The sequence below is a fragment of the Winogradskyella epiphytica genome, assembly GCF_003217215.1.
In the GTDB taxonomy this organism is placed as follows: Bacteria; Bacteroidota; Bacteroidia; order Flavobacteriales; family Flavobacteriaceae; genus Winogradskyella; species Winogradskyella epiphytica.
In genome coordinates this window covers 486,188-511,754 of the sequence record NZ_QJTD01000002.1, presented here as the reverse complement: position 1 = coordinate 511,754, position 25,567 = coordinate 486,188, and the positions used below count along the sequence as shown (strand labels likewise).

The following is a 25,567-nucleotide window of genomic DNA, read 5'->3' as shown; positions in this document are numbered from 1 at the left end:
TCAAGTTTTAATTTGTTGCTACGTAGATAGGACCAGCGATTGGTGCTAAACCACTATTTCTTAAATTAATAATATAATAATAAGTACCGGTTGGGACTTTTCCAGAACTTCCTACAGAAGAACGGTGAGCTTCTCCATTCCAATCATTCTTATAATTGTTAGATTTATAAATCTCAGCACCCCAGCGGTTGAAGATTTGAAGTTCGATAACAAAACCACAATCTTCAATTCCAGTGATCTCAAAAGTGTCATTGAATCCGTCACCATTAGCTGTTACGGTTTTAGAAATTACAACATCATCCTCACCACAAGCTAACACGACACAATCATCATCTAAGGTTAAAGTTACCTCGACTTGTGTTGGACAAGCTCCTTCCGTAATATTATACATGAATGTGTAAACACCAACCTCAGCAGTAGCAGGATTGAATAAGCTACCGTCAAGTGAAACTTCACCTGAAGTCACAGTCCAAGTACCATTCATATCATAATCACCTGACAACAATTCAAATAAATCAAGCTCAGGATCTAATACACATCGGTTTGCGTTAGTTGGCGTAATTACATTAGCCATTGTAACAAATATTGTCTGTGTGAATACGGCCTGATTACCACAGTCATCTGTAACAGTCCAGGTTCTAATTAAACTGTAGTCTTCAAATCCAGTGGTCTGAGTAGACTCTTCATTATATATAACATCTATATTATCTGAACATGAATCCTCAAAAACTAAGTTTGGTACCTCAGGAATATCGTCACATAAAACGGTGATTTCTGCTTCTAAAGGTGTTAAGATGGTTGGTGCCGTATTGTCTTCAACTGTAATTAGTTGTGTGTGCACCGAATTATTACCACATTCATCAGTCGCCGTCCAGGTGCGTTGGATAATATAGTCTCCATTGCAGCTTCCATTAATGATTTCCTCATCAAAAACTACTTCTGAAGTACTACAGTTATCAGTTGCTGTTAAAACTTCAGCAGAAGGAACATCATTACATTCTACATTAATGTCCACAGGTAAATTTTCATTAAAAGATGGTGCAGTGGTGTCTTCAATTGTAATAGTTTGAACAAAAGAAGTTGTATTGTCACAATCATCTGTTAAAGACCATGTACGTGTAATTACTGATGTCCCAGGACAAGTTCCTTCCATTATACTATCGGTAAATACAGCTTCTAATTCCGTAGAACAGTTATCAGCTTCGTCTGTTACGTTTCCAGTAATACTTAAGTCGCTTGGATCCTCTCCGCATTCTATAGTAATATCCGAAGGAACTGAGAATGTTGGAGGAGTTGTATCTATTACTGTGATGATTTGATTTGCGGTTACTGTATTGCCGCAAGCGTCAACAGCTGTCCATGTTCTTGTGATGGTTTCAGTATTTCCACAAGCGCTCACTGTTGCATCTTCATAAGTAATTGAAGTATCACCACAAGTATCAAACGCTGTTGCAACTCCAGTTTCAGATGGTTCAGTGCTTTCTCCACATTCAACAATAATTTCATTTGGTATTGTTAAAGAAGGAGGAGTGGTATCTGCAACCGTTATAGTTTGGTTTGCAGAAACTGTATTTCCACATGTATCCGTTGCTGTCCAAATCCTTGTAATGATCTCTGTATTTCCACACTCGGTAACCGTTGAATCCTCAAAAGTAATAGTAACATCACCACACGTATCAATTGCTGTTGCGTTACCTGTAAAAGAAGGCTCAATACTCTCTCCACATTCAACAGTTTGTGAGTTAGGCACTGTTAGAGTAGGAGGTGTTGTATCTTGAATTGTGATAGTCTGGTTTGCAGAAACAGTATTCCCACAAGTATCGGTTGCCGTCCAAGTTCTTGTAATAGTTTCTGTATTTCCACACTCAGTAACCGTTGAATCCTCGAAAGTAATTGTGACATCACCACAAGTATCTGTAGCGGTAGCTATACCTGTTTCTATAGGGTCAATACTTGAACCACATTCTACAGTTTGTGCATTAGGAACTGTAAGAACAGGAGCAGTGGTATCTTCAGCAGTGATAATTTGATCTGCAGAAACTGAATTTCCACAGGCATCAGTAGCGGTCCATGTTCTTGTGATTGACTCGGCATTTCCACAAGTGGTAATTGATGAATCTTCAAAAGTAATTGTTACATCACCACATGTGTCAATCGCTGTTGCTTGTCCAGTTTCAGAAGGTTCAATACTAGCACCACATTCAATAGATACATCATTTGGAACCATTAAAGTTGGTGGTGTTGTATCTTGAACTATAATGGTTTGATCAGCAGTAGCTGAATTTCCACAGGCGTCTATAGCTGTCCAAGTTCTAATAATTGTTTTTGCGTTACCACACGACGAAGTCTCTGTATCAGTATAGGTGATATTTGGCGTTGCACAATCATCCGTAGCTTGAGCCATTCCTGTATTGGAAGGATCTGTTGATTCGTTACACTCGATAGTAATATCAGCAGGTACAGTTACTATTGGAGCAACTGTGTCAATTATAGAATATGATGCTGTTGTTGAAGCTGTATTTCCACATTCATCAGTTGCGGTAAATGTAACGGTGATTGCTCCGTTTTCGCAATTGAGATCAGTTTGAGCTCCAAAATCATTTGTCCAAGAAACAGTACCACATGTGTCATGTGCTGTAGCTCCAGCGTTGCTATTTAACCAATTTTCAAGAGTACCATCTGGTGTTACTCCACATTCAATTGTTATGTTTTCTACAGCTGAGTCATTGATTATAGGAGCGACTGTATCTTGTATAGTTATAATTTGGTCTGCAGAAGTGGTATTACCACATTCATCTGTAGCCGTCCATGTTCTAGTAATAATTTCGGTATTACCACAAGTACTAACAGCTGAATCTTCAAATGAGATTGAAACAGCACCACAACTGTCAGTTGCCGTTGCGTTACCAGTATTCATTGGATCTGTACTATCATTACATTCGATAGTAATATTTTCAGGTACTGATAATATAGGAGCTGTCTTGTCGTAAACGGTTATAGTTTGGGTGCCACTTACAGAATTCCCACAATTATCTGTTACTGTCCATGTTCTAAAAATTGTCATAGCATTTCCACAAGATTCTCTTATGTCATCATGTTCAGATATTGTTACTCCACCGCAAGTATCCTCACCTTTAGCCAAGCCAGTATTAGCACTTGATGTGTCTTCTGAACACTCTAAATATAGATCGTTTGGTAAGGTTAGTATTGGAGGTGTGGTGTCTTCTACAGTGATTATTTGTTCTGCGCTAGTAACGTTTCCACATTCATCTGTTGCAGTCCATGTTCTCAAAATAGTTTTGGTATATCCGCAATTACCAGGAATTATCGAATCAGATTGACTAATCACAACTTCACCGCAACCATCGTTAGCGGTAGCGATACCTGTGTTTGCACTAGATTCGTCATCATTACATTCAATGGTAATGTCTGCTGGCACATTTAAAATTGGTGCCGTAGTGTCTTGAATTGTTATGGTTTGATTATCAGAAACTGAATTACCACAAGCATCAGTTACGGTCCATGTTCTCGTAATAATTTGAGTATTACCGCAAGCTTCAACAGAAGCGTCTGCATAAGTGATTGTAACATCACCACAAGTATCCGTTGCAGTAGCTTCACCAGTTGCTGAAGGATCAATGCTCGCACCACATTCTACAGTTGCATTAGCAGGAACTGTTAAAGTAGGAGGCGTTGTATCTCCAACTGTAATGATTTGATCGTTAGAAACCGTGTTTCCACAAGCGTCAGTTGCTGTCCAAGTTCTGGTAATAACTTGAGTGTTACCGCAAGCTTCTACAGAAGAGTCTTCAAAAGTAATTGTAACATCGCCACAAGTATCCGTTGCAGTAGCTTCACCAGTTGCAGAAGGCTCAGTACTCGCACCACACTCTACAATTACATTAGTAGGAACTGTTAAAGTAGGAGGCGTTGTATCTTCTATTGTAATGATTTGATCGTTAGAAACCGTGTTTCCACAAGCGTCAGTCGCCGTCCAAGTTCTAGTGATGACTTGAGTGTTCCCACAAGCTTCAACAGAAGAGTCGTTATAAGTGATTGTAACATCACCACAAGTATCCGTTGCAGTAGCTTCACCAGTTGCAGCAGGATCAAAACTAGCATCACATTCTACAGTTGCATTAGCAGGAACTGTTAAAGTAGGAGGTGTTGTATCTCCAACTGTAATGATTTGATCGTTAGAAACCGTGTTTCCACAAGCGTCAGTTGCTGTCCAAGTTCTGGTAATAACTTGAGTGTTACCACAAGCTTCAACAGAAGCGTCGTTATAAGTGATTGTAACATCACCACAAGTATCTGTTGCAGTAGCTTCACCAGTTGTAGAAGGCTCAGTACTCGCACCACATTCTACCGTTGCATTAGCAGGAACTGTTAAGGTAGGAGGTGTTGTGTCTTCAATCGTAATAATTTGATTCGCAGAAGTTGTGTTTCCACAGGCGTCAGTCGCGGTCCACGTTCTCGTAATAATTTGTGTGTTTCCACAAGAGTCCACATTACTATCCGTATACGAGATGTTAGGTGTTGCACAGTTATCTGTCGCTGTTGCCATTCCTGTAGAAGCAGGGTCAGTAGATTCTCCACATTCAATAGTGGCATTTTCTGGTACAGAAATTTCAGGAGCAATAGTATCAACAATAGCATAAGTTGCCGTTATTGAAGCATTATTTCCACATTCATCAGTAGCAGTAAATGTTACCGTAATAGCACCATTATCACAATCTAAATCAGTTTGGGTTCCAAAGTCATTAGACCAGGTAACATTCCCACAAGAATCTGTTGCAGTTGCGCCAGCGTTATTAGCTAACCAATCTTCAAGAGTTCCATCAGGAGTAATTCCGCATTGTATAACAATGTTTTCTACATTAGTAGTATCAATAATAGGATCAGTTGTATCATCCACTGTAATCACTTGATCAGCAGAAGCTGTGTTTCCACAGGCGTCAGTTGCTGTCCAAGTTCTAGTAATAACTTGGGTGTTACCGCAAGCTTCTACAGAAGAGTCTTCATAAGTAATTGTAACATCGCCACAAGTATCAGTTGCAGTAGCTTGACCAGTTGCAGAAGGATCAAAACTAGCATCACATTTTACAGTTGCATTAGCTGGCACTATTAAAGCAGGAGGTGTTGTATCTTCCACCGTAATGATTTGATCGTTAGAAACCGTGTTTCCACAAGCGTCAGTTGCTGTCCAAATTCTAGTGATGACTTGAGTGTTACCACAAGTTTCAACTACAGAGTCTTCAAAAGAAACTGTAACATCACCACAAGTATCCGTTGCAGTAGCTTCACCAGTTACAGAAGGTTCAATGCTCGTACCACATTCAACAGTTACACTAGTTGGAATTGTTAAATTAGGAAGCGTTGTATCTTCCACTGTAATCACTTGATCAGCAGAAGCTGTGTTTCCACAAGCGTCAGTCGCAGTCCAAGTTCTAGTGATGACTTGAGTATCACCACAAGCTTCAACAGAGGAGTCGGTATAAGTGATTGTAACATCACCACAAGTATCCATTGCAGTAGCTTCACCAGTTACAGAAGGTTCAATGCTCGTTCCACATTCTACAGTTTCATTAGCTGGTGCAGTTAAAATTGGCGGTGTAGTATCTTCAATTCTAATGACTTGTTCTGCAGAAACTGTATTGCCACAAGCGTCAGTTGCTGTCCAAGTTCTAATGATTGATTCAGTATTACCACAGGTAGCGGTTGTTGAATCTAGGTACGTAACTGTTACGTCTCCACAAGTATCTGTCGCTGTAGCAAGTCCGGTATTAGTTGGATCAATTTCTTCACCACATTCTATCGTTTTATTATCAGGAATAGATAAAGTAGGTGCTTTAGTATCTTCAATTGTAATGATTTGATCTCCAGAAACCGTATTACCACAATCGTCAGTAACCACCCAAGTTCTTGTGATTACACCTGTATTTCCACAAGCCGAATCTAAGGAATCTTGATATGTTATAGTTGCATTTCCACATTGAGCTGTAGCACTTGCCTCCCCAGTATTTGAAGGGTCAGTACTATCATCACATTCTAAAGTTGTATCTGCAGGAATAGTTAGTACAGGAGGATTCGCAGCTACAAATATAGTTTGAGTTGCTGTAGTTGAATTACCACATGCATCAGTGGCAGTCCATGTTCTAATAATTGATTCAGTTACACCGCATTCTATTAGTGCTGAATCTTCATAAGATATTACAACGCTACTACATGTATCGGTTGCTGTTGCCGTACCCGTGTTTGGAGGATCGATGCTTTCATTACATTGAACAGTAACATCGTTAGGTACAGTAATATTAGGAGTGATATCATCTACAATAGATATAGTTTGAGTATTTGAGATAGAGTTACCACAGTCATCAGTTGCAGTCCATGTTCTTGTAATAGTCTCTGTATCTCCACAATTAGTTTCTGTCGTGTCAACATAAGTAATCGTTGTATTTCCACAAGAATCTGTTGCTGTTGCTGTCCCTGTGTTTTCAGGTTCTATACTATCTCCACATTTTAAAATTTTCGAAGTTGGAACATTAATAACAGGATCGGTACTATCTATAACGGTGATAATTTGTATGTGCTCATTCGTGTTGTTGCATTGGTCTGTTGCTGTCCATACACGCTCTAATTGGAATTCATTTGCACAATTACCATTTGTTTTTATTTCGTTATAAGAAACTGTCGACGTACCACAATTAACCGAAGCAGATAAAGTTGGAGCCACAGGAATGGCATCACACTGAACAGTTATATTATCTGGTAGAGTTTCGTTAAAATCAGGGCCATTTGGGTTTCCTATGGTTATAACTTGAACGTATTCCTCGCTTGTTCTTCCACAGGCATCCGTAAAAGTCCAGGTATTAGTATACGTTCCTGTATTTGCACAATTAGGATTAGCTACGAATTCTCCTGAGACTTTATTGTATTCAAAGTCGCACTTATCTGCAACTGGTTCTAAACTTTGAGCAGCTGCTAATGCATCAGGATCATTACAATCAATTGATCTGTCTAGTTCATTTATTGCTGTTACCCAAACGGCTTGATCCGGTTGCTTAACTCTAATTTCAGTGGGCTTCTGATTTCCAATACTACATTCGCTTGATGCTGATGAACTGATTGTGCTTTGCGCGGAAGGGTTATTAATACCATTATAAGTAGCTTCGAACTGCAGTGGTATTACTAGATCACAATTTTCTTCTAGAAAGTAACACTCTTCTTTAACCTTCAAATTAAAATCCACATTTAGAAGGGGGCTTCCAACACTTACTAAGTTGTCATCAATAGAAAAAGTAAGTTTTCTAGTAGTACTATCGTATGTGGCTACTACTCCATTCGGTAAATTTCCAGGAAAGTATTCCAATTGAGATGGCAAAGTTGTTGAGAACTCTAGGTTTACAGCACTATCATTTCCAGTATTATGTAAACTAAAAGTGAACCCAATATTTGAACCAGGATTAACAGGATTGGAAATGGTATTAGAGACAACATTAATTGGGTCAAAATTAGGTGCCCATACATCTACAGACATACCTAATAAATACAGACCATATGTTTCTTGATTAGAAGTTAATCTTACTGTTGCGGAAGTTTGATTATTTCCTATAATGGAATTGTTTATGTTATTTAAGTTAAAAACTGCTGCATCGAAACCTAAAGTATTTGTACTCGCAGGAGATCTGTCTGTAAAATTATTACCGTCAATAGTGATTTTACTATTAAAAAAGTTATACGATGATCTTTGAGAGGTGCTGATATTTACAAAATTTCCATTAGTGTTTTTTATTTGTAATCTATCACCACTTAAGTCTCTATCTCCTTCTAATGCTCCTATAACAAGTCGAGTACTTACAGGGCCGGAAGGAATGGTTTGGAACCCACTGAACTCTATATTAAAATCTTTATCTACACCAGAAACACCATTTCTGACATGAGCGTACCCATCAAAAACACTCACATTCTTAGAAGGTAGTGTTGGGCTTTCATAGACAAAAACAATTTGCCATCCGCCTGAAGTTCCAGTGTTTAAACCGTCATGATCAGTTAATCGGCCAGTCTTTGCCTCCACATTGGCCACTTGATATTTTCCATAAGGATTTGTAATAGCAGTTACTTGATCAGTAATATCCTTAATACAGATATAAGGATCATTACTAAAGTGCGTATCTCTTCCTCTAAATATAACTTCATCGGCTGTTAAAGTGGAGTAAGTTGTTTCTCCAGGAAGCATCAGTTTTACATCATTAAAGTTCCAATCTGGTTCATTTTCAGAATTTGGATTAAGGGAGTTAGGTTCTTTATCGGCTGCGGCCCAGTATAGATATGCTTTTCTAATAGTTAGACAAGAGACATCTGGCTCTGGATTAGAAAAATTAGCACTACTTGAATTGAATGTAGTGTTGTCCTCATCTATATCAACATATACGTTATTTGAGTAATCATGGTTTCCCCAAGAGCCATTGTAATTTCCTGTGGCGCTTCGCGAAATCATATTATTTGCTATTATAGTAAAGTCACCCTTTATATTACTGTTGAATCGTGGTGAAAAAGGCTGTTTGACCTGTGCAAAAGTAGAAATACACAAGACTAGGGAAAGCCCTAATATTATGTTTTGAAACTGGAAGAGTGGAGTAATTTTTTTCATAAACCCGTAAGCTTAGTTACTATTAAGTAGGATTAATTAAAATCTTTTGGATCTGGTATAAATGAAACAATAGTTAAGGCATTGCTCAGTACTTTATTATCATTGGAGGTCGCTATAATTTCAGTACAATTCCAAGTATTGAGTTGTGTGTTATTTGCTCTTGATAATTTTACGTAAACTTCAATAGTCTCACCAGGTTTGATATTTAATGGTTTAGGTTGAATGCTTTTATTCTTAGATAGCACGTCATGGGAAAAGTCAATTTGAGGTGAGTTTTCTTTAGCGCAAAGCTTGTTATTAGCAGTTATTGAAAACGATGAGTTCTTTTTACTGCTGTTTGTGACTCCTATTACATAGAAGTGCTCGGTCATAGAATCTGGTTGATCAGTTTCTTTAATTATAGAGAGATTCAAGTCTTGTCCATAGGTGGAAACTAAACTGAACCCTACAATGATGATTGTAATAATTGTTTTCATACTTAAAAGTGTTTAATAAATTAAAGCTCGCTTCGCGATGTCATATTATTTCAGTAATTTAATATATTAACCGGATGTTAAGTACAGCTTACTTAACGACATAATCAAAATATTTTGAGGGAGGGAAATTGGTGGTATTGCACCAAAAATGGATTTATTTAAATTTATAATTTGGGGTATTTACATTAAATTTATACTTCAAATTAAACTCAACCAAAATTCTTACACAAACTTTTGTGTCGAAGAGCTAAAATACTCGTTAAAACGGATATTTGCAACATTTAATCGATAAAAAGTGTATTTAAACGATAGTGTATGAGAACAATAGTACTAATGAGACATGGAAAATCCTCGAGGAAGCATGATGTTGAAGATCGTGAAAGACCTTTAAAATCAAGGGGTTTAAGAGATTCTGAGCTGGTCGCAAAACAACTTATAAGAAAAGTTAATTTACCTGAAAGAATTTTCTTTAGTCCAGCAAAAAGAGCATTGAATACCTGCAAAAATGTCTTAAAAACGATTCAAACTTCTGATAAACATGTGGTTGTAGACGAAGATTTATATGATTTTCATGGTGAGAGTGTCATAAATTTCTTAAAAAAATTACCAGACGATTATCATGAGGTAATGATTTTTGGTCACAATCATGCTTTCACATCTATTTCTAATATATTTGGTGATCGATTAATTGAAAATCTTCCTACAAGTGGATTGGTAAAAATTAATATAGATATTCAGAATTGGAAAGACTCAAAGCAAGGAACTACTGAATTTATAATTATACCGAAGGAGTTAAAATAATGGCAAAAAACAAAAATATTTATATAAATAGAGAATTAAGCTGGTTAAAGTTTAATGAACGTGTTCTACAGGAGGCCTCGGACAAGAATGTTCCTCTTATTGAGCGGTTGAGGTTTTTAGGGATTTTCTCAAATAACTTAGATGAGTTTTTTAAAGTCAGATATGCTACTGTCAAGCGAATTTATGAAGCAGGGAAGGGCGGTAAGAGTGAGCTAGGTGGTATTAAAGCTGGTGATCTTTTAGAAGAAATCACTCAAATTGTTATAGAACAACAGAGCTTGAGTTTAGAGATTCTTGAAGAGATTGATAAAGAATTAGAAAGAGAAAATATTTTTATTATTGACGAAACGGAAATAGATGAAGATCAGCATGAGTTCATTAAAAACTATTTCTATCAAGAAGTTAGTCCGGCGTTGGTTGTAATCATGTTAAATGAAGATGTTGCCTTACCGGAACTTATGGATATCTCCGCTTACTTAGCAGTAAGAATGTCTAATTCAAAATCTAAAGACCAAGTCGCACTTATTGAAATTACCTCTACAATGGATCGCTTCGTCGTGCTACCAAGTAAAGATGATAAGCACTATATTATTATGATAGACGATATCCTGAGGTATTGTTTAAATGATATATTCAATATATTTCATTATGACAAGATTAGTGCACATATGATTAAGATTACTAGAGATGGTGAACTTGATTTTGACAGTGATTTGAGTAAGAGTTTTATTGAAAAATTGTCAGAGAGTGTTAAGGATAGACAGAGTGGAGCTCCCGTTCGATTTGTATATGATATGAATATTGATAATTCTACCTTGAATTTCCTACTAAAACGAATGTCTATAGAAGAGAAGGAAAGTATCATACCTGGAGGACGCTATCATAATCGACGAGACTATATGAGCTTCCCTAGTTTAGGGAGAACAGATTTACTTTATAAAAAAATCGATCCTCTACCGGTTAAAGGACTTAGTTTAGAAGAAAGTATATTTAAAACCATAGCAAAAAAAGACTATTTAGTCTATACGCCATATCATACCTTTTCATATATCGTTAAATTTCTAAGGGAAGCTGCTTTAGACCCTCAAGTCAAAACGATTAAAATTACCATATATAGATTGGCTCAAATTTCGCATGTAGCTAGTTCACTGATTAATGCGGCAAAGAATGGCAAAAAGGTGACGGTTTGTATTGAGTTAAGAGCAAGGTTTGATGAGGCTGCAAATATTAATTATGCAGAGGAGATGCAGGACGAAGGTGTTAATATGCTCTTTGGTGTTGATGGGTTAAAAGTACATAGTAAAATCTGTGTCATTGAACGTGAAGAGAAAAATAAGCTTGTACGTTATGGTTTCATTAGTACCGGAAACTTTAATGAATCTACGGCTAAAATATATACCGATTTCACCTTAATGACAGCAAATGCAAAAATCCTGAAGGATATTAATAAGGTGTTCGACTTTTTTGAAGTCAATTATAAAGTAAATAGGTATAAACATATCATAACCTCCCCGCATTACACGAAATCAAAACTATTCGCACTTATAGATGCTGAAATTGAAAATGCTAAGCAAGGAAAACCGGCTTATATCAAACTAAAAATGAATAGTATCAGCAGCTATAAGATGATTGATAAACTTTATGAGGCGAGCCGAGCAGGTGTGAAAATCAAAATGATTGTAAGAGGGCTTTGTAGTTTAGTTCCTGGTGTTGAAGGGATGAGTGAAAATATAGAAATCATTAGTATTATAGATAAGTTTTTAGAGCATACCCGATTGTATATTTTTGGAAATCAAGGTAATCCGAAAATTTATATATCTTCTGCAGATTGGATGACGCGAAATATTGAACATAGAGTTGAAGTGAGTTGCCCTATCTACGATGAGGAGATTAAAACTGAATTACAAGATTTATTTGATATTTGCTGGAACGATAATGTGAAAGCGCGTATAATCAATGAAGTACAAGATAATACGTATCGTAGAAATGATAAACCTAAGGTTAGGGCTCAATTTGATACCTATAAGTATTACTTGAACAAATTAGAAAGTTAATTTATGTTGAAAATTCAAAAATATGCCGCTATAGATATTGGGTCGAATGCTGTGAGATTATTAATATCGAACATCATCGAAGAAGAAGGACAGTCTGTTATATTTAAAAAAAACTCATTGGTTCGTGTGCCCATTAGGTTAGGGGCTGATGTGTTTTTGAAAGGTGAAATATCAGATTATAACCAAGAACGTATGATAGACACTATGAAGGCGTTTAGTCTTATTATAAAATCTCATGGTGTAACGCGATATAAGGCTTGTGCAACCTCGGCAATGAGAGAGGCACGTAATAGTGCTGAATTATCAGAAAAAGTAGCAGAATCTAGCGGAATCAATATTGAAATTATAGATGGTGAAGAAGAGGCTGCCATTATTGCTGCAACCGATTTGCATTCCTTTATAAACCCCAATAAAACATATTTGTATGTTGATGTAGGAGGTGGTAGTACAGAATTTTCAATTATTCATAACGGAACTAAAATCAAATCAAAATCTTTTAAAATTGGGACCGTCCGATTACTAAATGATATTGTTAGTAACGATACTTGGCGGGAAGTTGAGGCGTGGATTAAAGAAAACACCAAATATTACGAAAAAATAGCCCTTTTAGGTTCTGGGGGGAATATTAATAAGATATTTAAAATTTCAGGAAAGAATATAAATAAACCGTTGACCTATTTTTACCTTACTAACTATTATAAAATGCTTCAAAATTATTCCTATGAGGAGCGTATTACAAAGTTAAATCTTAATCAAGATAGGGCTGATGTTATCATACCTGCCACACGAGTTTATTTATCTGCGATGAAATGGAGTGGAGCAAAAGATATTTATGTTCCAAAAATTGGATTATCGGATGGCATTATAAAAAGTATGTATTACGAAACTGTTTCAAGTGTTAATGTATAAGATTTAATTTTGTATTCGTCTAATTTTTCGCTCTAAACATCTATTTTTTGACGCGAACTTTAAGATTTACCATATCTTCGTTATCTCAAATCAAGAACTATGAAAAATTATGTATTGGCTTTGTTATTGGTCTCATTTACAACACTTAGTTTAGCGCAAGATGTTAAATATGGGGTCAGAGGAGCACTGAATGTATCGAACTTAGATTTTGAACCTGATGCCGGCTTTGATAATCAACATCGAAACGGATTTGCTTTTGGTGGATTTGCCGATATAGGGCTGTCTGAAAGTTTATACCTATTGACAGAGTTGCAATGGTCTGCAGAGGGAGGACGTGATGAATCTATTCGCGCTGATTATATTAAATTGCCGATTCTTTTACGTTATGCCTTGTCCGAGAACTTTACTTTTGGATTAGGTCCTCAAGCCGCATTGAAAACTTGGGGACATAACGATGGTTTTGCTACGTTTGCGTTTGCTGGTGTAGCAGGCTTAGAATATATGATTACAGATGATTTGTTTTTTGATATAAGATATACCTATGGTTTATCAGATATTTTAGACGATCAAGCGGGAGACCTAGAAGCGAAAAACCATGTAATGCAATTTGGATTTGGAATTAAAATTTAAATAGCTGAGAAACAACAGAAAAAAAGCCTCAATTTTTATTGAGGCCTTTTTTATCCGTGGATTGTTTCTTTGTTTCCGAGATTTTTCATAATCTCAGCTTCATAATCTAAAAGTGCGTTCCACTTTTCATCAACTTCTTGACGATCACCATATTTTCTGGCGAAATTCAAAAACATCGTATAATGTCCAGCTTCGCTAATCATTAATTTTCGGTAAAACTTAGCTAATTTTTTATCTTCTAGTTGTTCTGAAAGTAAGCGAAAACGTTCACAACTACGTGCTTCAATTAAGGCAGCGTATAATAGCCTATGTACTAATTGTGTTGTTCTGCTTCCTCCTTTAGGGAAGAATTTCAACAATGCAATGACGTAATCGTCTTTACGATCTCTGCCAAGTGTCCATCCTTTTTCCAAAATTTTATCATGTACCATTTTAAAATGGCTCATCTCTTCGTTCGCTAATTCAATCATTTCCTGAACAAGCTCTGTATATTCAGGGAAACCTACTATTAATGAAATTGCTGTACTTGCTGCTTTTTGTTCGCAGTAAGCATGATCAGTTAAAATTTCTTCAATATTCTTTTCAACTATATTAACCCATCTTGGGTCTGTTGGTAATTTAAGTCCTAACATAATTATTTTACTTCAACTTGAATAATATTCGATTGACCGTCTTCGTCGATATTTAACCTATATAATGCATAACGGTCAGTTTCTGGTACGCCATACATAATATCTATTCCAACCCTATCACTTTCAGAAGATTCCTGATTCACCTGAATCGACTTCAGAACAGCTAAGGTATCAAAATTATATAATGATGAATCATGTGGTAAGTTAGCCTTGAATTGAAATGCTTCATTCACGGATTGCTTATTAAAACTCTGATTGTATAGCTCCTCTTCATTTCTTGTGACGGTGATATCAAATTTAAAATTTCGATAATGTGTTTGATGATTAATGGTGTCTTTAATTTTTGAAAAACGAACACTATTCATCATGTCAGAATAGGTTTTAATCGTTACACGAAAATCATTCGACATTAAGGTGTCAACCTCGCGTTCAAGATAGGTTTCAGGAATATAGACATTGGTTTCAAAATCAACGTTCTTTTTGAATTTTTCAATGCTTTCTGCTAGAGATTGTTGGACTGTTTTTCTGTTATCGCAACTTGTAAAACAAATGACTAAGATGACTAATATTCCGAATATAGGTTTCATAAGATTAAATATCTAATCCGAAGGTTTGTCGAAGTAATTCAATATTCGGGTTTTTCTCCTTTAGTTTTTCGTATTTTTCTAATGGAGTAAAAGCGTATTTCTTGGCTACTTCCTCATTAACGGTAATATGCAAATGCAAATCATAATTAAGAAGTTTTTTCTTAAGAAATGCCATTAAGGGGAATTCTGCGCGCTCTAATTCAATCTTATTGGTATTATTAGAGTAAGTGAGATGAATAGTGGTGCCTTCTAATTTAGGCTGATCCATTTGAAGTATAGAAGCCATAATTTTTTCACCCTTCCTATCCATTTGATCTGTATAAATTTTCCAAGCTTCATTTAAGGCTTCTTGCGTTACAGGCTCTGTAGGTAGGTCGTCTTCATCAATAACAACATCCATTTGTCTTAATTGATGCTCTTTCTTCTCTCTGATGCTTTTTAGAGATAAACCAGAGGTTGAAGTTTTGGGTTTGTTAATGGATATTTTTGGAATACTTACAGGTTTTTCACTTCTTGAAACCGTCTTTTTAGCTTCTAATTTTACTTCAGGTTTATTCGATGATTCAGCAGATTGTGAAGGCTGTGTTTTCGGCTTTTCAACCGGAATAGGAGTAATACCTCTTGATTTAAAATAAGATGGTGGAATTATGAAATATCTACCTTTTTTTTTTTCTCCATCGAAAGTGATAGAGGCAAGTTGCATAAGCGTTAATTCAACGAGTAATCGTTGATTTTTACTCGTTTTATATTTGAGATCACAATCATTAGCAAGTCGAATCCCTTCCATAAGAAAACTATGAGACGTTTTCTGCGATTGAGCCATGTATTTCTGACTGGTTTCTTCACCAACTTCTAGCAAAGGAATTGTTGAAGGATTCTTACAAACCATCAAATCTCTAAAGTGAGATGCCAGGCCGGCAATATAATGGTGCCCATCAAATCCTTTTGAAAGAATAGTGTTGAACTGTATTAATAAGTCAGGAATTTTATTCTCTAAGATTAAATCGGTACTTGTAAAATAGGTTTCGTAATCAAGAACGTTTAGGTTCTCTGTAACTGCTTGTCTTGTTAGATTTTTTCCTGAAAAACTAACAACACGATCAAAAATAGACAAGGCATCACGCATGGCACCATCGGCTTTTTGAGCAATGATATGAAGTGCATCATCCTCAGCATCGATTCCTTGTTCTTGTGCAATATATTTTAAGTACTCCTTAGCATCTGAAACTGTGATTCGTTTAAAATCAAAAATCTGACAACGTGATAAGATCGTTGGAATGATTTTGTGTTTTTCAGTTGTTGCTAAAATGAAAATACAGTGTTTAGGTGGTTCTTCTAATGTCTTTAAAAAAGCATTAAAAGCAGATGAAGATAACATATGTACCTCATCAATAATATAAACCTTATACTTTCCAACTTGAGGTGGAATTCTAACCTGATCCGTTAAATTTCTAATATCATCTACTGAGTTATTAGAAGCAGCATCAAGTTCAAAAATATTAAAAGCAAAATCTTCATCTTCCTTAGTATTGCCATCACTGTTAATCATTTTTGCAAGGATACGCGCACAAGTTGTTTTACCTACACCACGAGGTCCTGTGAATAATAGAGCTTGCGCCAAGTGATTATTTTCAATAGCATTAAGTAGCGTATTGGTAATAGCCTGCTGGCCTACAACATCCTTAAAGGTTTGTGGTCTGTACTTACGAGCCGATACTACGAAATGTTCCAACTTTTGCCGAACTAGATTTAGCATCATAGGATGCTATTAAACTTATAATTGAAAAATGAATTACAAATTTAGCAATAACCTATGAATTGCCATTTTTTATCGTTTAAATTTAAGATGAGTTATTAACAATTTATGTACTTTTGCACGAAGTAGATCGCCTTATCGATTCTAAATTTATTTAGAGTAGGAAAGTCCGAACACCGTAGTGCAATCATAGTGGTTAACAGCCACCAGTCGAAAGGCTAGGAAAAGTGCAACAGAAAGTATGTACAGGTTATGCTGTAGTGAAACCAGGTAAACTCTATGTGGTGCAATGTCATGTATACCAACGTTTGAGGGCTGCACGCTCGATTGTTGGAGGGTAGACAGCTAAAGTTTGCTAGTAATAGTAAACGCAGATAAATGATAAGGGCTCTTCGGAGTACAGAATTCGGCTTATAGATTTGCTTAAATAAACAAGCTCTTTGCATTTGCAAAGAGCTTTGTTATTATCTGCTAAAGTATAAATGTTTTATTCCTTCTTATAATAGTAGCTTAAGTCTGGTCGAGATCGTCCATTAACTTGATCATATTTTGTAGTCAAATTAATAAGATTACTAATCACTTCATTTCTATCGTCACCTAAAATCTCATCATTCTCTTTACTCATTTGTGCTAAATCTAACTCATCTGTACCTGCAATGGAAACCATATAATAACTTTCTAAATTTCCAAAACCGCTGTGATAAATTTTATAACCGGTCTTAACCCCTTTGGTTTTATATAAGTTTTTAATGGCTTCGATGCTTTCTCTCATGGCTTTTGCATTTTTTGGTGAATAATAAAGGAAATGAAATTCCCGAGCGTTTTTACCATCTGTGCTATAACCTTCAGGCATATAAGATAGATTTTGGCTGTAATAAATTACAGAGTCACTATGCGAATCATAGCAAGTATTCATCTCATCTATTAATTTCTTAAAGGCTTCTTTTCCTACGTTATCATCTAAATCTCCTAAGGTGCTTTTATCTAAATCAGCCATTTTTTCTATGGAAGAAACATAAATATAACGTCCATCTTCAATGGTGTAGGTGGCGTAATCAATTCCTTGAATATTGTACTTTTCACAGTAAGTTTTGAATTCCTTGGAAAGGTCTTCGTATTTTTTAAGCATGTCAAAATTGACATTATCTGTGTGTAAAGCGAACATTTTAGGCTGTTCGTCTTGTGCTATTGCTGTGTTGAAAGCAAATAACAACATCACTAAAACTAAAATACTGGTTTTGAAATTTCTCATAATTGTTTGGTTTAAATTAGTATTTAACCAAAAACAACTGTAGAATTCGAATGTAGAAGTGAAAACAGATAAAATCTGTTAAGGCCTATAAAGGTAGTGATTATAATTGATTAGGAATTGCACTACAATACAGATAGTCAGTTAATACTCGAAAAAACTGAACATATTTCCTCCGTAATTTTTCGAATGAGAATAATGATCTAATTCGCTTAAATCGGTGTGTTTTGAGTGTTCCACAATTAGTACGCCTTCATCTTCTAATAGGGCATTTTGAAATACTAATTCTGGTAGTTTAGAAAACGCGTTTTCATCAAAATTATAAGGAGGATCTGCAAAAATAATGGTGTATTTCTGTGCTGATTTTTCCAAAAATTTAAAGACATCACTTTTTATAGTGGTGATAGACATATCAAAAGCTTCAGCCGTTTCGTTCACAAATTTAATACAGCCAAAGTTAGCATCTACAGCGGTAATTTGATCGGTTCCTCTCGATGCAAATTCGTAACTGATGTTTCCCGTTCCCGTGAATAAGTCTAATACCGAAATATCTTCAAAATAATACTGATTATTTATAATATTAAACAAAGCTTCCTTAGCCATATCTGTAGTTGGTCTTACAGGTAACTTTTTTGGAGCAGTAATTCGTCTGCCTTTGTACAAACCGGAGATAATACGCATTAAAAGGAGTTTAGGATTAAAAAATCTTGATATAAGTATCGGTTATCTATGCTGCTATTAAAGGCGAAATTGTATTCTTTTTCAATAAAATCAACATGTCTTATATATCTGTATAAGATAATATAAAGTTCATCACCTAAAGTGATTTTCCCAGCCAATTCAATAGGAACCGTTTCAACATCCAACTGTAATTGTTCAAATACGAATAAGACGTAATATATGAAGTCTTCCTTGCTGTGAAATTCGAATACATTAAACAATTGTAGTTTTTTGTCTGCAACAACTATGACTTCTAGACTATCTTTATTGACATTAATAAAAACTTTTGTGTCTTCTGTGTGTTCTATAAGCTCTAGGTAAGCAGTGATTAGTATGCTTGATGAATGCTTATAGACAAACGCTCCAAACGTATCGAAAATGTAATTATTTATATTGACGTATGGTACATATACGTTTATACTTTTATTAATAGGAATGGCATCTTCTGTAATAAAGTCATTTCTTAGAATTTTAGAATTAAATTTCAAGTAATCGGCTTTGTGTTCAGCGTTATATAAGGCTTCAGGAACTAAAGTAGATAACTCATTTTGGTGTATTACTGTAACCTCATTAAAATCTTCCGAGAAGGCCGTATTACTACTTAACTCTAATTTTAATTCTTCTAAAACTTCAATAGGCGTTAAGTCCTGTTTAAAATAGTAAGACTTCAGAAACTCAATTTCGTTTTGCGTTCTATTTAGTATACAAAAAGAAAGCCCATTCAAATGAATTTGAATGGACAGTTCTTTAATATCGTTTGTTCTCAAACTATTCTTTATTTGTATAGCTCTTTGGCCAGTTTCCTTTTGTGAAGACTTCGTCCATAGAACCTACTTTTAAAGTAGGGCCATTAACACCATCTACAGAAACTACTTGGTTTTCTTTTTCAATTAAGTATGGTTCTTCACCATCTAAAATAACAGCTTTATCTACACTTGCTTCAAAGACTGGGATATTATCAATTTTTCCAGCTTTCATTACAAATTTAGCACCTTCTTTTCCTACACCAACATTCATCATGTTTTTATAACGATCACTTCCTTTAAAAACAGAATCTTTAACTGAATAGAAGCTTAAGGTGTCAATTAGAGTAAGTGTTTTCATTGTTTCAACACCACCGAATGCACGTGTACGCTCTTCGTCTAATACTAATGTATCACGTCTTTGAGTAATTGGCACTTTTCCATTTTCAACAAAATCAATAAGTTTTGCGAAATCATCAGTGTACTCTCCATTAACATCTTTATAAGCTAACTGTGAATCTCTAATATCTATAAGACGATCAATTACTACTTTGTAGCGGTCTACTTTAAGTTTGTTGAATTGTATTTCTTTGTATACAGACATATATGTGATGTACCCTAAGAAAATAATTAATCCCCATAGTAATATATTAAGAACAGGCTTTAACTTCTTAGGAACAAATTTATCTATTACCCATACAATTCCTATGGTCAATAGTATAATAACTACAATAGCAATAATTACGTCTAACATATTTTTATTTATTAATTAGGTCTATCGCAAATCTACAATTTTTTTTTGTTCACAAAAACTATCTAAAATAAAAAACACTATTTTTAGTGAACTTCATGAAATTAGGGCATAAAAATAGAGATTATTGCTATCTTGCTCCTAATTAATATTCCTTATGATTACTAATGCTTCTGCATTCTATTCGCTGTTAAAATCCAAGTTTCCACATACGCCAACCTCCAAGCAGGACATGGTGTTAATGCAATTATCTCAGTTTATATTCGATGGTAATAAAAATTCGATTTATCTTCTTAAAGGATATGCCGGAACTGGTAAAACAAGTATAATTGGCACAATTGTTACAAACTTATGGCAGGCTAAAAAAAGTGCTGTTTTATTGGCTCCAACAGGTAGAGCTGCTAAGGTTATCTCCAATTATTCAAAGAAAGAAGCTTTTACGATACATAAAAAGATCTATTTTCCTAAAAAAGATAAGGGTGGAGGCGTCAACTTTGTAATGCAACCTAATAAACATAGAAATACTATTTTTATTGTAGATGAGGCTTCCATGATATCGGACGCGCCTACAGACTCAAAGTCTTTTGAATCTAATTCGTTATTGGATGATTTAATGCAGTTTGTCTATTCGGGTCATGAGTGTAAACTCTTATTAATAGGAGATAAAGCGCAATTACCACCTGTAAAGTCTGATTTAAGTCCGGCTTTAGACGAAAACAAATTAAGTCTTAATTATAATAAAGATGTTATTGGCATTGAATTAGATGAAGTGGTGCGGCAAGAACAAGACTCAGGAATTTTGAGTAACGCCACAGAACTGCGTGCCGTATTGGAATCGGAATTTTACGAGAGTTTTAAATTCAATGTAAAAGGGTTTGCAGATATTGTTAGGTTGATAGACGGATACGAAATAATGGATGCTATTAATGATGCCTATAGTGCAGACGGCTATGAAGAAACGGCAATTATTGTACGAAGTAATAAACGTGCTAATATGTATAATCAGCAAATTAGACAACGTATATTATTTAATGAGACAGAACTATCTGCAGGTGATTACTTAATGGTGGTTAAGAATAATTATTTCTGGCTAAAAGCTACAAGTGAAGCAGGGTTTATAGCTAATGGTGATATTATTGAAGTATTAGAAATTTTTAGCATAAAAGAACTGTATGGATTTAGGTTTGCTGAGGTGAAAATAAGAATGGTCGATTATCCCAATATGAAACCTATTGAAACTGTTCTACTTTTAGATACCATTGAAGTAGAAAGTGCCTCTTTGAGCTATGAAGAGTCCAATCGTTTATATCAAGAAGTTTCGAAGGATTATGAAGGCGAGACCAAATACAAACGCTTTTTAGGAGTTAAGAACAATAAATTCTTTAATGCCTTACAAGTGAAATTTTCTTACGCGATTACTTGTCATAAATCTCAAGGAGGTCAGTGGAACACTATATTTGTTGAGCAACCTTATTTGCCTAATGGAATGGATAGAGATTATATCAGATGGTTATACACAGCCATAACGAGAGCGAAAGAAAAACTTTACCTTATAGGCTTTAAAGATGAAATGTTTGTTGAAAATGAATTATAAGACAATGCTTTACCTTTAAAGGTGTCATGACAAATACAATGAAATGATGATAGAAACTATTCTTAGTATTTTTTTAGGTATCGGACTTTCCGCATCTGTAGGTTTTAGGGTATTTTTACCATTGTTCGCTTTAAGTTTAGCGGCTTACTTTAATGTGTGGGAACTCAATGAATCTTGGCTTTGGATAGGGAGTACCACCGCAGTTGTTACTTTAGGGATTGCCACAGTTGTAGAAATTATAGCCTATTATATTCCTTTAGTTGATAATGCTTTAGATACCATAGCAATACCGTTGGCCACAATAGCAGGAACCGCCGTCATGGTTTCTACGGTTGCAGATTTAAGTCCCGTAATCACTTGGGCTTTAGCCATCATCGCAGGAGGAGGAACGGCAGCTGCTGTGAAAAGCACAACAAGTGCAACAAGATTAGGCTCAACAGTTTCAACAGCAGGCTTTGGTAATGCTGTGGTGTCTACTATTGAAACGGGAACATCGGTAGTCATGTCTATAGTATCTATCTTTCTGCCAATTTTAGCTATTATACTCGTCTTCTTAATATTTTACATGATATTTAAAGTCTATAAAAAGTTAAGGCGAAATTGACCTAAATCATCTTTTAAATCTTATTTTTGAATTCACACAAATCACAGAGATGAAAATTATTTCCATGATTCCAGCACGCTATAGTGCATCGCGTTTTCCAGGCAAGCTTATGCAGAATTTAGCCGGAAAATCAGTAATTCTAAGAACTTACGAAGCTACGGTAGCTACTAATTTGTTTAGTGATGTTTACGTGGTAACGGATAGTGAAATTATCTACGACGAAATTGTCTCTAATGGAGGTAAAGCCATTATGAGTATAAAAGAACACGAGTCTGGCAGTGACAGAATTGCAGAAGCTGTGGCTAATGTAGATTGCGATATTGTGGTAAATGTGCAAGGCGATGAGCCATTTACAGAGCGTGAAAGCTTAACTAAAGTGTTAGAGGTTTTTAATGATGATGTCGATAAAAATATTGATTTGGCCTCTTTAATGGTTGAAATTAAAGACTTGGAAGAAATCAATAATCCTAATACGGTTAAGGTCATTGTGGATCAGAATAATTTTGCATTGTATTTTTCAAGAAGTCCAATTCCTTACTCAAGAGATAAAAATGTAGGAGTTCGATATTTTAAACATAAAGGAATTTATGCTTTTAGAAAACAGGCATTGTTAGACTTTACCATATTACCAATGCAGTTTCTTGAAGCTTCTGAGAAAATAGAATGTATCAGATATTTAGAATATGGCAAACGCATTAAAATGGTTGAAACTGAAGTTCAGGGCGTTGAAATTGATACTCCAGAGGATTTAGAGAGAGCAAAACGTTTATGGAAATAGAATATGCTGAAATGTTTCAGTATATCACAAATTAATAATAATTGAATAAATCATATCAAGATATAAAAGTAATAGGCTTCGATGCCGATGATACGCTATGGGTTAATGAAACCTATTTTAGAGAAGCAGAAGAAAAGGTAGGACTCTTATTATCGCATTACGAAACACCTAATAAAATAGATCAAGAACTTTTCAAAATTGAAATTAAAAATCTTGCGACCTATGGTTATGGTGTAAAAGGTTTTATTCTTTCAATGATTGAGTTAGCCGTTGATATTTCCAATGGAACTGTTTCTAATAAAGTCATAGCTCAAATTTTGGAGATAGGTAAAGATATGATCAATAAACCTATTGAATTGTTAGAGGGTGTAGAAGACGTGCTTAAAACCTTGTCTAAAGATTATAAATTAATCGTAGCGACCAAGGGAGATTTATTAGATCAAGAACGGAAATTAGAAAAGTCAGGATTACTGAAATATTTCCATCATATTGAGGTTTTAAGTGAAAAGCATGAAGAAAATTATAAACAAGTTTTAAAACGCTTAGATATAGAACCTGAAGCTTTTTTAATGATTGGAAACTCATTAAAATCAGATGTATTACCATTAGTGAATTTAGGGTGTAAAGCTGTACATGTGCCATTTCATACGACCTGGCAACATGAAAGAGTTTCTAAGAAAGAGGCAAACGGTGCTAATTACGACACGGTGAGTGACCTAACAGAGGTTTTAAATTTGTTCAGTTGAAAGCTCGAGGGTTCTCGATATATAGACTAAGATTAAATTAAATTTGATAATCAAATTACAATGAATGCTTATCAATTTAGACGGTTTAAGGTGAAACTATAATTTCATTTGAATCGTCAAGAATTATAAACTAAGTTGTTATTTTTGTTAAAGATATTAAGTAAATGATATACAAGAATTATCCAATGGTGTCCCGAGTTGTTTTTGGACGTGGAAGTTTCAATCAACTCGATGAAATTCTAAGTCCAAAGCGAAAGGGCCGAAATGCACCATTTATTTTCTATGTCGATGATGTTTTTAAAGGCAATCATTGGTTGACTTCAAGAATTACGTTATCCTATAAGGATAAGATTATTTATATACCAACTAAAGAAGAGCCAAAAACCGATCAAATAGATCAATTAGTAGAAGATATTATATTAGAATATAGTGAGTTGCCTTCTGGAATTATTGGTATTGGAGGTGGAATTGTTTTAGATACCGCAAAAGCCGTATCTCTAATGTTAACCAATAAAGGCGAATCTAAAGATTATCAAGGATGGGATTTAGTGAAAAATCCTGCTATTTATCATGTTGGTATACCGACTCTATCCGGAACTGGCGCTGAGGTTTCTAGAACTACTATTCTTACTGGCCCTGTTCGTAAACTAGGTATTAACAGTGATTATACACCTTTCGATCAGGTTATATTAGATCCAGAATTAACAAAAGACGTTCCTAAAGATCAATGGTTTTATACAGGTATGGATTGCTTTATTCATTGTGTAGAATCTTTAACAGGAACTTATTTAAATGCGTTTAGTCAAAGCTATGGTGAAAAGGCTTACGAACTTTGTAAAGAAATCTTTTTAGAAGATACCCTTACTAAAGAAGAAGCGCAAGACAAGTTAATGATGGCTTCTTGGCATGGTGGAATGAGTATCGCTTACTCTCAAGTGGGAGTGGCACATGCTATGAGCTATGGCTTAGGTTATCTTTTAGGAGTTAAACATGGTATTGGAAACTGTATTGTATTCGATCACCTAGAGGAGTATTATCCAGAAGGAGTGGCGATTTTCAAACAGATGAAAGCCAAGCATAATATTGAATTGCCACAAGGTATTTGTGCTAATTTAGCACCTGATGAATTTGATAAAATGATTGATGTCGCATTAAGCTTAGAGCCACTTTGGGAAAATGCCATTGGTAAGAATTGGAAAAATATAATCACTCGTGAAAAGCTATTAGAGCTTTACAAAAAGATGTAATATGCGCTGGTTAGCTAAATTTATATATTTCAAGCTCTTAGGTTGGAAAATAGTAGGGAATACGAATTTTTCCAAGGATACCATTAAAAAGTCGGTGCTTATTGCTTTTCCACATACGAGCTGGCATGACTTTTATATAGGGATTATGCTGCGTAAAATTGTAGGCGTAAAAACCAACTTTGTAGCCAAGAAAGAACTGTTTAAATGGCCATTCGGTTATTACTTCAAAGCTGTTGGAGGTAAAGCCTTAGATAGAACTTCAGGACAGAACAAAGTTCAAGCTATTGCAAAATTATATGAAGAGGCCGACGAGTTTCGTTTAATGTTGGCACCAGAAGGGACACGTAAAAAAGTGGAGGAGTGGAAGACAGGATTCTACTATATCGCTAAAGCGGCTAATGTGCCCATTATAATGTTCACCATGGACTTCAAGAATAAACAGAATAAGGTGTCAGAACCTTTTTATCCTACAGATGACATTGAGGCCGATTTTAAGTTTATGAAAGGCTTTTTTGAAGGCGTTGAAGGAAAAGTGAAAGAAAATAGTTAATAAAAATCCTATTTATAACTTATTAAATATTATTGAGTTGTTTGGCATACAATTTGACTTTGTGATAATGCAGTGAAACATAAAGTA

At 35.1% G+C, this 25,567-nt stretch carries 19 protein-coding genes and 1 other RNA gene; 11 read left to right on the top strand and 9 right to left on the bottom strand.

Going from position 1 to position 25,567, the window contains the following annotated elements; genetic code table 11:
- Positions 1-7 precede the first annotated feature (7 nt).
- Entirely contained in the window at positions 8-8,653 is an 8,646-nt protein-coding gene (locus DFQ11_RS07490; protein ID WP_110475240.1) for a gliding motility-associated C-terminal domain-containing protein, read from the bottom strand.
- Positions 8,654-8,685: 32 nt separating this feature from the next.
- Positions 8,686-9,129 (bottom strand): hypothetical protein, encoded by a 444-nt coding sequence (locus tag DFQ11_RS07485; RefSeq protein WP_110475239.1) that lies wholly within the window; start codon positions 9,127-9,129, stop codon positions 8,686-8,688.
- Positions 9,130-9,444: 315 nt separating this feature from the next.
- On the opposite strand from DFQ11_RS07485, the gene DFQ11_RS07480 reads away from it, so the two are divergent.
- The 4 genes from DFQ11_RS07480 to DFQ11_RS07465 all read left to right on the top strand — a co-directional run bounded on the left by DFQ11_RS07480 (position 9,445) and on the right by DFQ11_RS07465 (position 13,523).
- Positions 9,445-9,930 carry a SixA phosphatase family protein gene (locus tag DFQ11_RS07480; protein ID WP_110475238.1) on the top strand — a complete coding sequence of 162 codons (486 nt, stop codon included), beginning with the start codon at positions 9,445-9,447 and terminating at the stop codon, positions 9,928-9,930.
- A complete protein-coding gene (ppk1, locus tag DFQ11_RS07475) occupies positions 9,930-11,984 on the top strand; it encodes a polyphosphate kinase 1 (protein WP_110475237.1) in 2,055 nt (684 codons plus the stop codon). The genes DFQ11_RS07480 and ppk1 overlap by 1 nt, the downstream gene beginning before the upstream one ends.
- Before the next feature lie 3 nt (positions 11,985-11,987).
- The gene (locus DFQ11_RS07470; RefSeq protein WP_110475236.1) at positions 11,988-12,893 is read left to right on the top strand and encodes a Ppx/GppA phosphatase family protein; all 906 of its coding nucleotides are present in this window, start codon (positions 11,988-11,990) and stop codon (positions 12,891-12,893) included.
- Positions 12,894-12,992: 99 nt separating this feature from the next.
- Positions 12,993-13,523, top strand: coding sequence for a porin family protein (locus DFQ11_RS07465; RefSeq protein ID WP_110475235.1), 531 nt, complete (start codon positions 12,993-12,995; stop codon positions 13,521-13,523).
- Between the two features lie 50 nt (positions 13,524-13,573).
- Here the strand turns inward: DFQ11_RS07465 and miaE are convergent, their stop codons facing one another.
- The 3 genes from miaE to DFQ11_RS07450 are packed head-to-tail and all read right to left on the bottom strand — an operon-like array spanning position 13,574 to position 16,474.
- Complete coding sequence (gene miaE, locus DFQ11_RS07460) at positions 13,574-14,155, bottom strand: tRNA-(ms[2]io[6]A)-hydroxylase (protein WP_110475234.1); 582 nt, start codon at positions 14,153-14,155, stop codon at positions 13,574-13,576.
- A 2-nt stretch (positions 14,156-14,157) separates the two neighbouring features.
- Positions 14,158-14,742, bottom strand: coding sequence for a hypothetical protein (locus DFQ11_RS07455; protein ID WP_110475233.1), 585 nt, complete (start codon positions 14,740-14,742; stop codon positions 14,158-14,160).
- A 4-nt stretch (positions 14,743-14,746) separates the two neighbouring features.
- A complete protein-coding gene (locus tag DFQ11_RS07450; protein ID WP_110475535.1) occupies positions 14,747-16,474 on the bottom strand; it encodes a DNA polymerase III subunit gamma/tau in 1,728 nt (575 codons plus the stop codon).
- Positions 16,475-16,620: 146 nt separating this feature from the next.
- Here DFQ11_RS07450 and rnpB point away from each other — a divergent pair.
- Positions 16,621-16,928, top strand: an RNA gene (gene rnpB, locus DFQ11_RS07445) — RNase P RNA component class A.
- A gap of 57 nt (positions 16,929-16,985) precedes the next feature.
- On the opposite strand, the gene DFQ11_RS07440 is transcribed toward rnpB, so the two are convergent.
- The 4 genes from DFQ11_RS07440 to DFQ11_RS07425 form a co-directional block, all read right to left on the bottom strand.
- A complete protein-coding gene (locus tag DFQ11_RS07440) occupies positions 16,986-17,750 on the bottom strand; it encodes a hypothetical protein (RefSeq protein WP_110475232.1) in 765 nt (254 codons plus the stop codon).
- 141 nt (positions 17,751-17,891) lie between these two features.
- Positions 17,892-18,428 (bottom strand): 16S rRNA (guanine(966)-N(2))-methyltransferase RsmD, encoded by a 537-nt coding sequence (rsmD, locus tag DFQ11_RS07435; RefSeq protein WP_110475231.1) that lies wholly within the window; start codon positions 18,426-18,428, stop codon positions 17,892-17,894.
- Entirely contained in the window at positions 18,428-19,234 is an 807-nt protein-coding gene (locus tag DFQ11_RS07430; RefSeq protein ID WP_110475230.1) for a DUF3822 family protein, read from the bottom strand. Before DFQ11_RS07430 ends, rsmD begins: the two co-directional genes overlap by 1 nt.
- A 1-nt stretch (position 19,235) precedes the next feature.
- Positions 19,236-19,964 carry a hypothetical protein gene (locus DFQ11_RS07425; protein WP_110475229.1) on the bottom strand — a complete coding sequence of 243 codons (729 nt, stop codon included), beginning with the start codon at positions 19,962-19,964 and terminating at the stop codon, positions 19,236-19,238.
- Positions 19,965-20,118: 154 nt separating this feature from the next.
- Between DFQ11_RS07425 and DFQ11_RS07420 the strand changes: the two genes are divergently transcribed.
- From DFQ11_RS07420 to DFQ11_RS07395, 6 genes are all read left to right on the top strand, one after another.
- Entirely contained in the window at positions 20,119-21,555 is a 1,437-nt protein-coding gene (locus DFQ11_RS07420; RefSeq protein WP_110475228.1) for an ATP-dependent DNA helicase, read from the top strand.
- Between the two features lie 43 nt (positions 21,556-21,598).
- Positions 21,599-22,159 (top strand): DUF4126 domain-containing protein, encoded by a 561-nt coding sequence (locus DFQ11_RS07415; protein ID WP_110475227.1) that lies wholly within the window; start codon positions 21,599-21,601, stop codon positions 22,157-22,159.
- A 49-nt stretch (positions 22,160-22,208) separates the two neighbouring features.
- Positions 22,209-22,937, top strand: coding sequence for a 3-deoxy-manno-octulosonate cytidylyltransferase (gene kdsB / locus DFQ11_RS07410; protein ID WP_110475226.1), 729 nt, complete (start codon positions 22,209-22,211; stop codon positions 22,935-22,937).
- A gap of 41 nt (positions 22,938-22,978) precedes the next feature.
- Positions 22,979-23,683, top strand: coding sequence for an HAD family hydrolase (locus DFQ11_RS07405; RefSeq protein WP_110475225.1), 705 nt, complete (start codon positions 22,979-22,981; stop codon positions 23,681-23,683).
- Positions 23,684-23,847: 164 nt separating this feature from the next.
- Positions 23,848-24,930: an iron-containing alcohol dehydrogenase family protein gene (locus DFQ11_RS07400; protein ID WP_229791256.1), complete on the top strand. Its 1,083-nt coding sequence runs from the start codon at positions 23,848-23,850 to the stop codon at positions 24,928-24,930.
- Position 24,931: 1 nt separating this feature from the next.
- Positions 24,932-25,480, top strand: a complete 549-nt coding sequence (locus tag DFQ11_RS07395) for a 1-acyl-sn-glycerol-3-phosphate acyltransferase (RefSeq protein WP_110475224.1) — start codon at positions 24,932-24,934, stop codon at positions 25,478-25,480.
- Positions 25,481-25,567 lie beyond the last annotated feature (87 nt).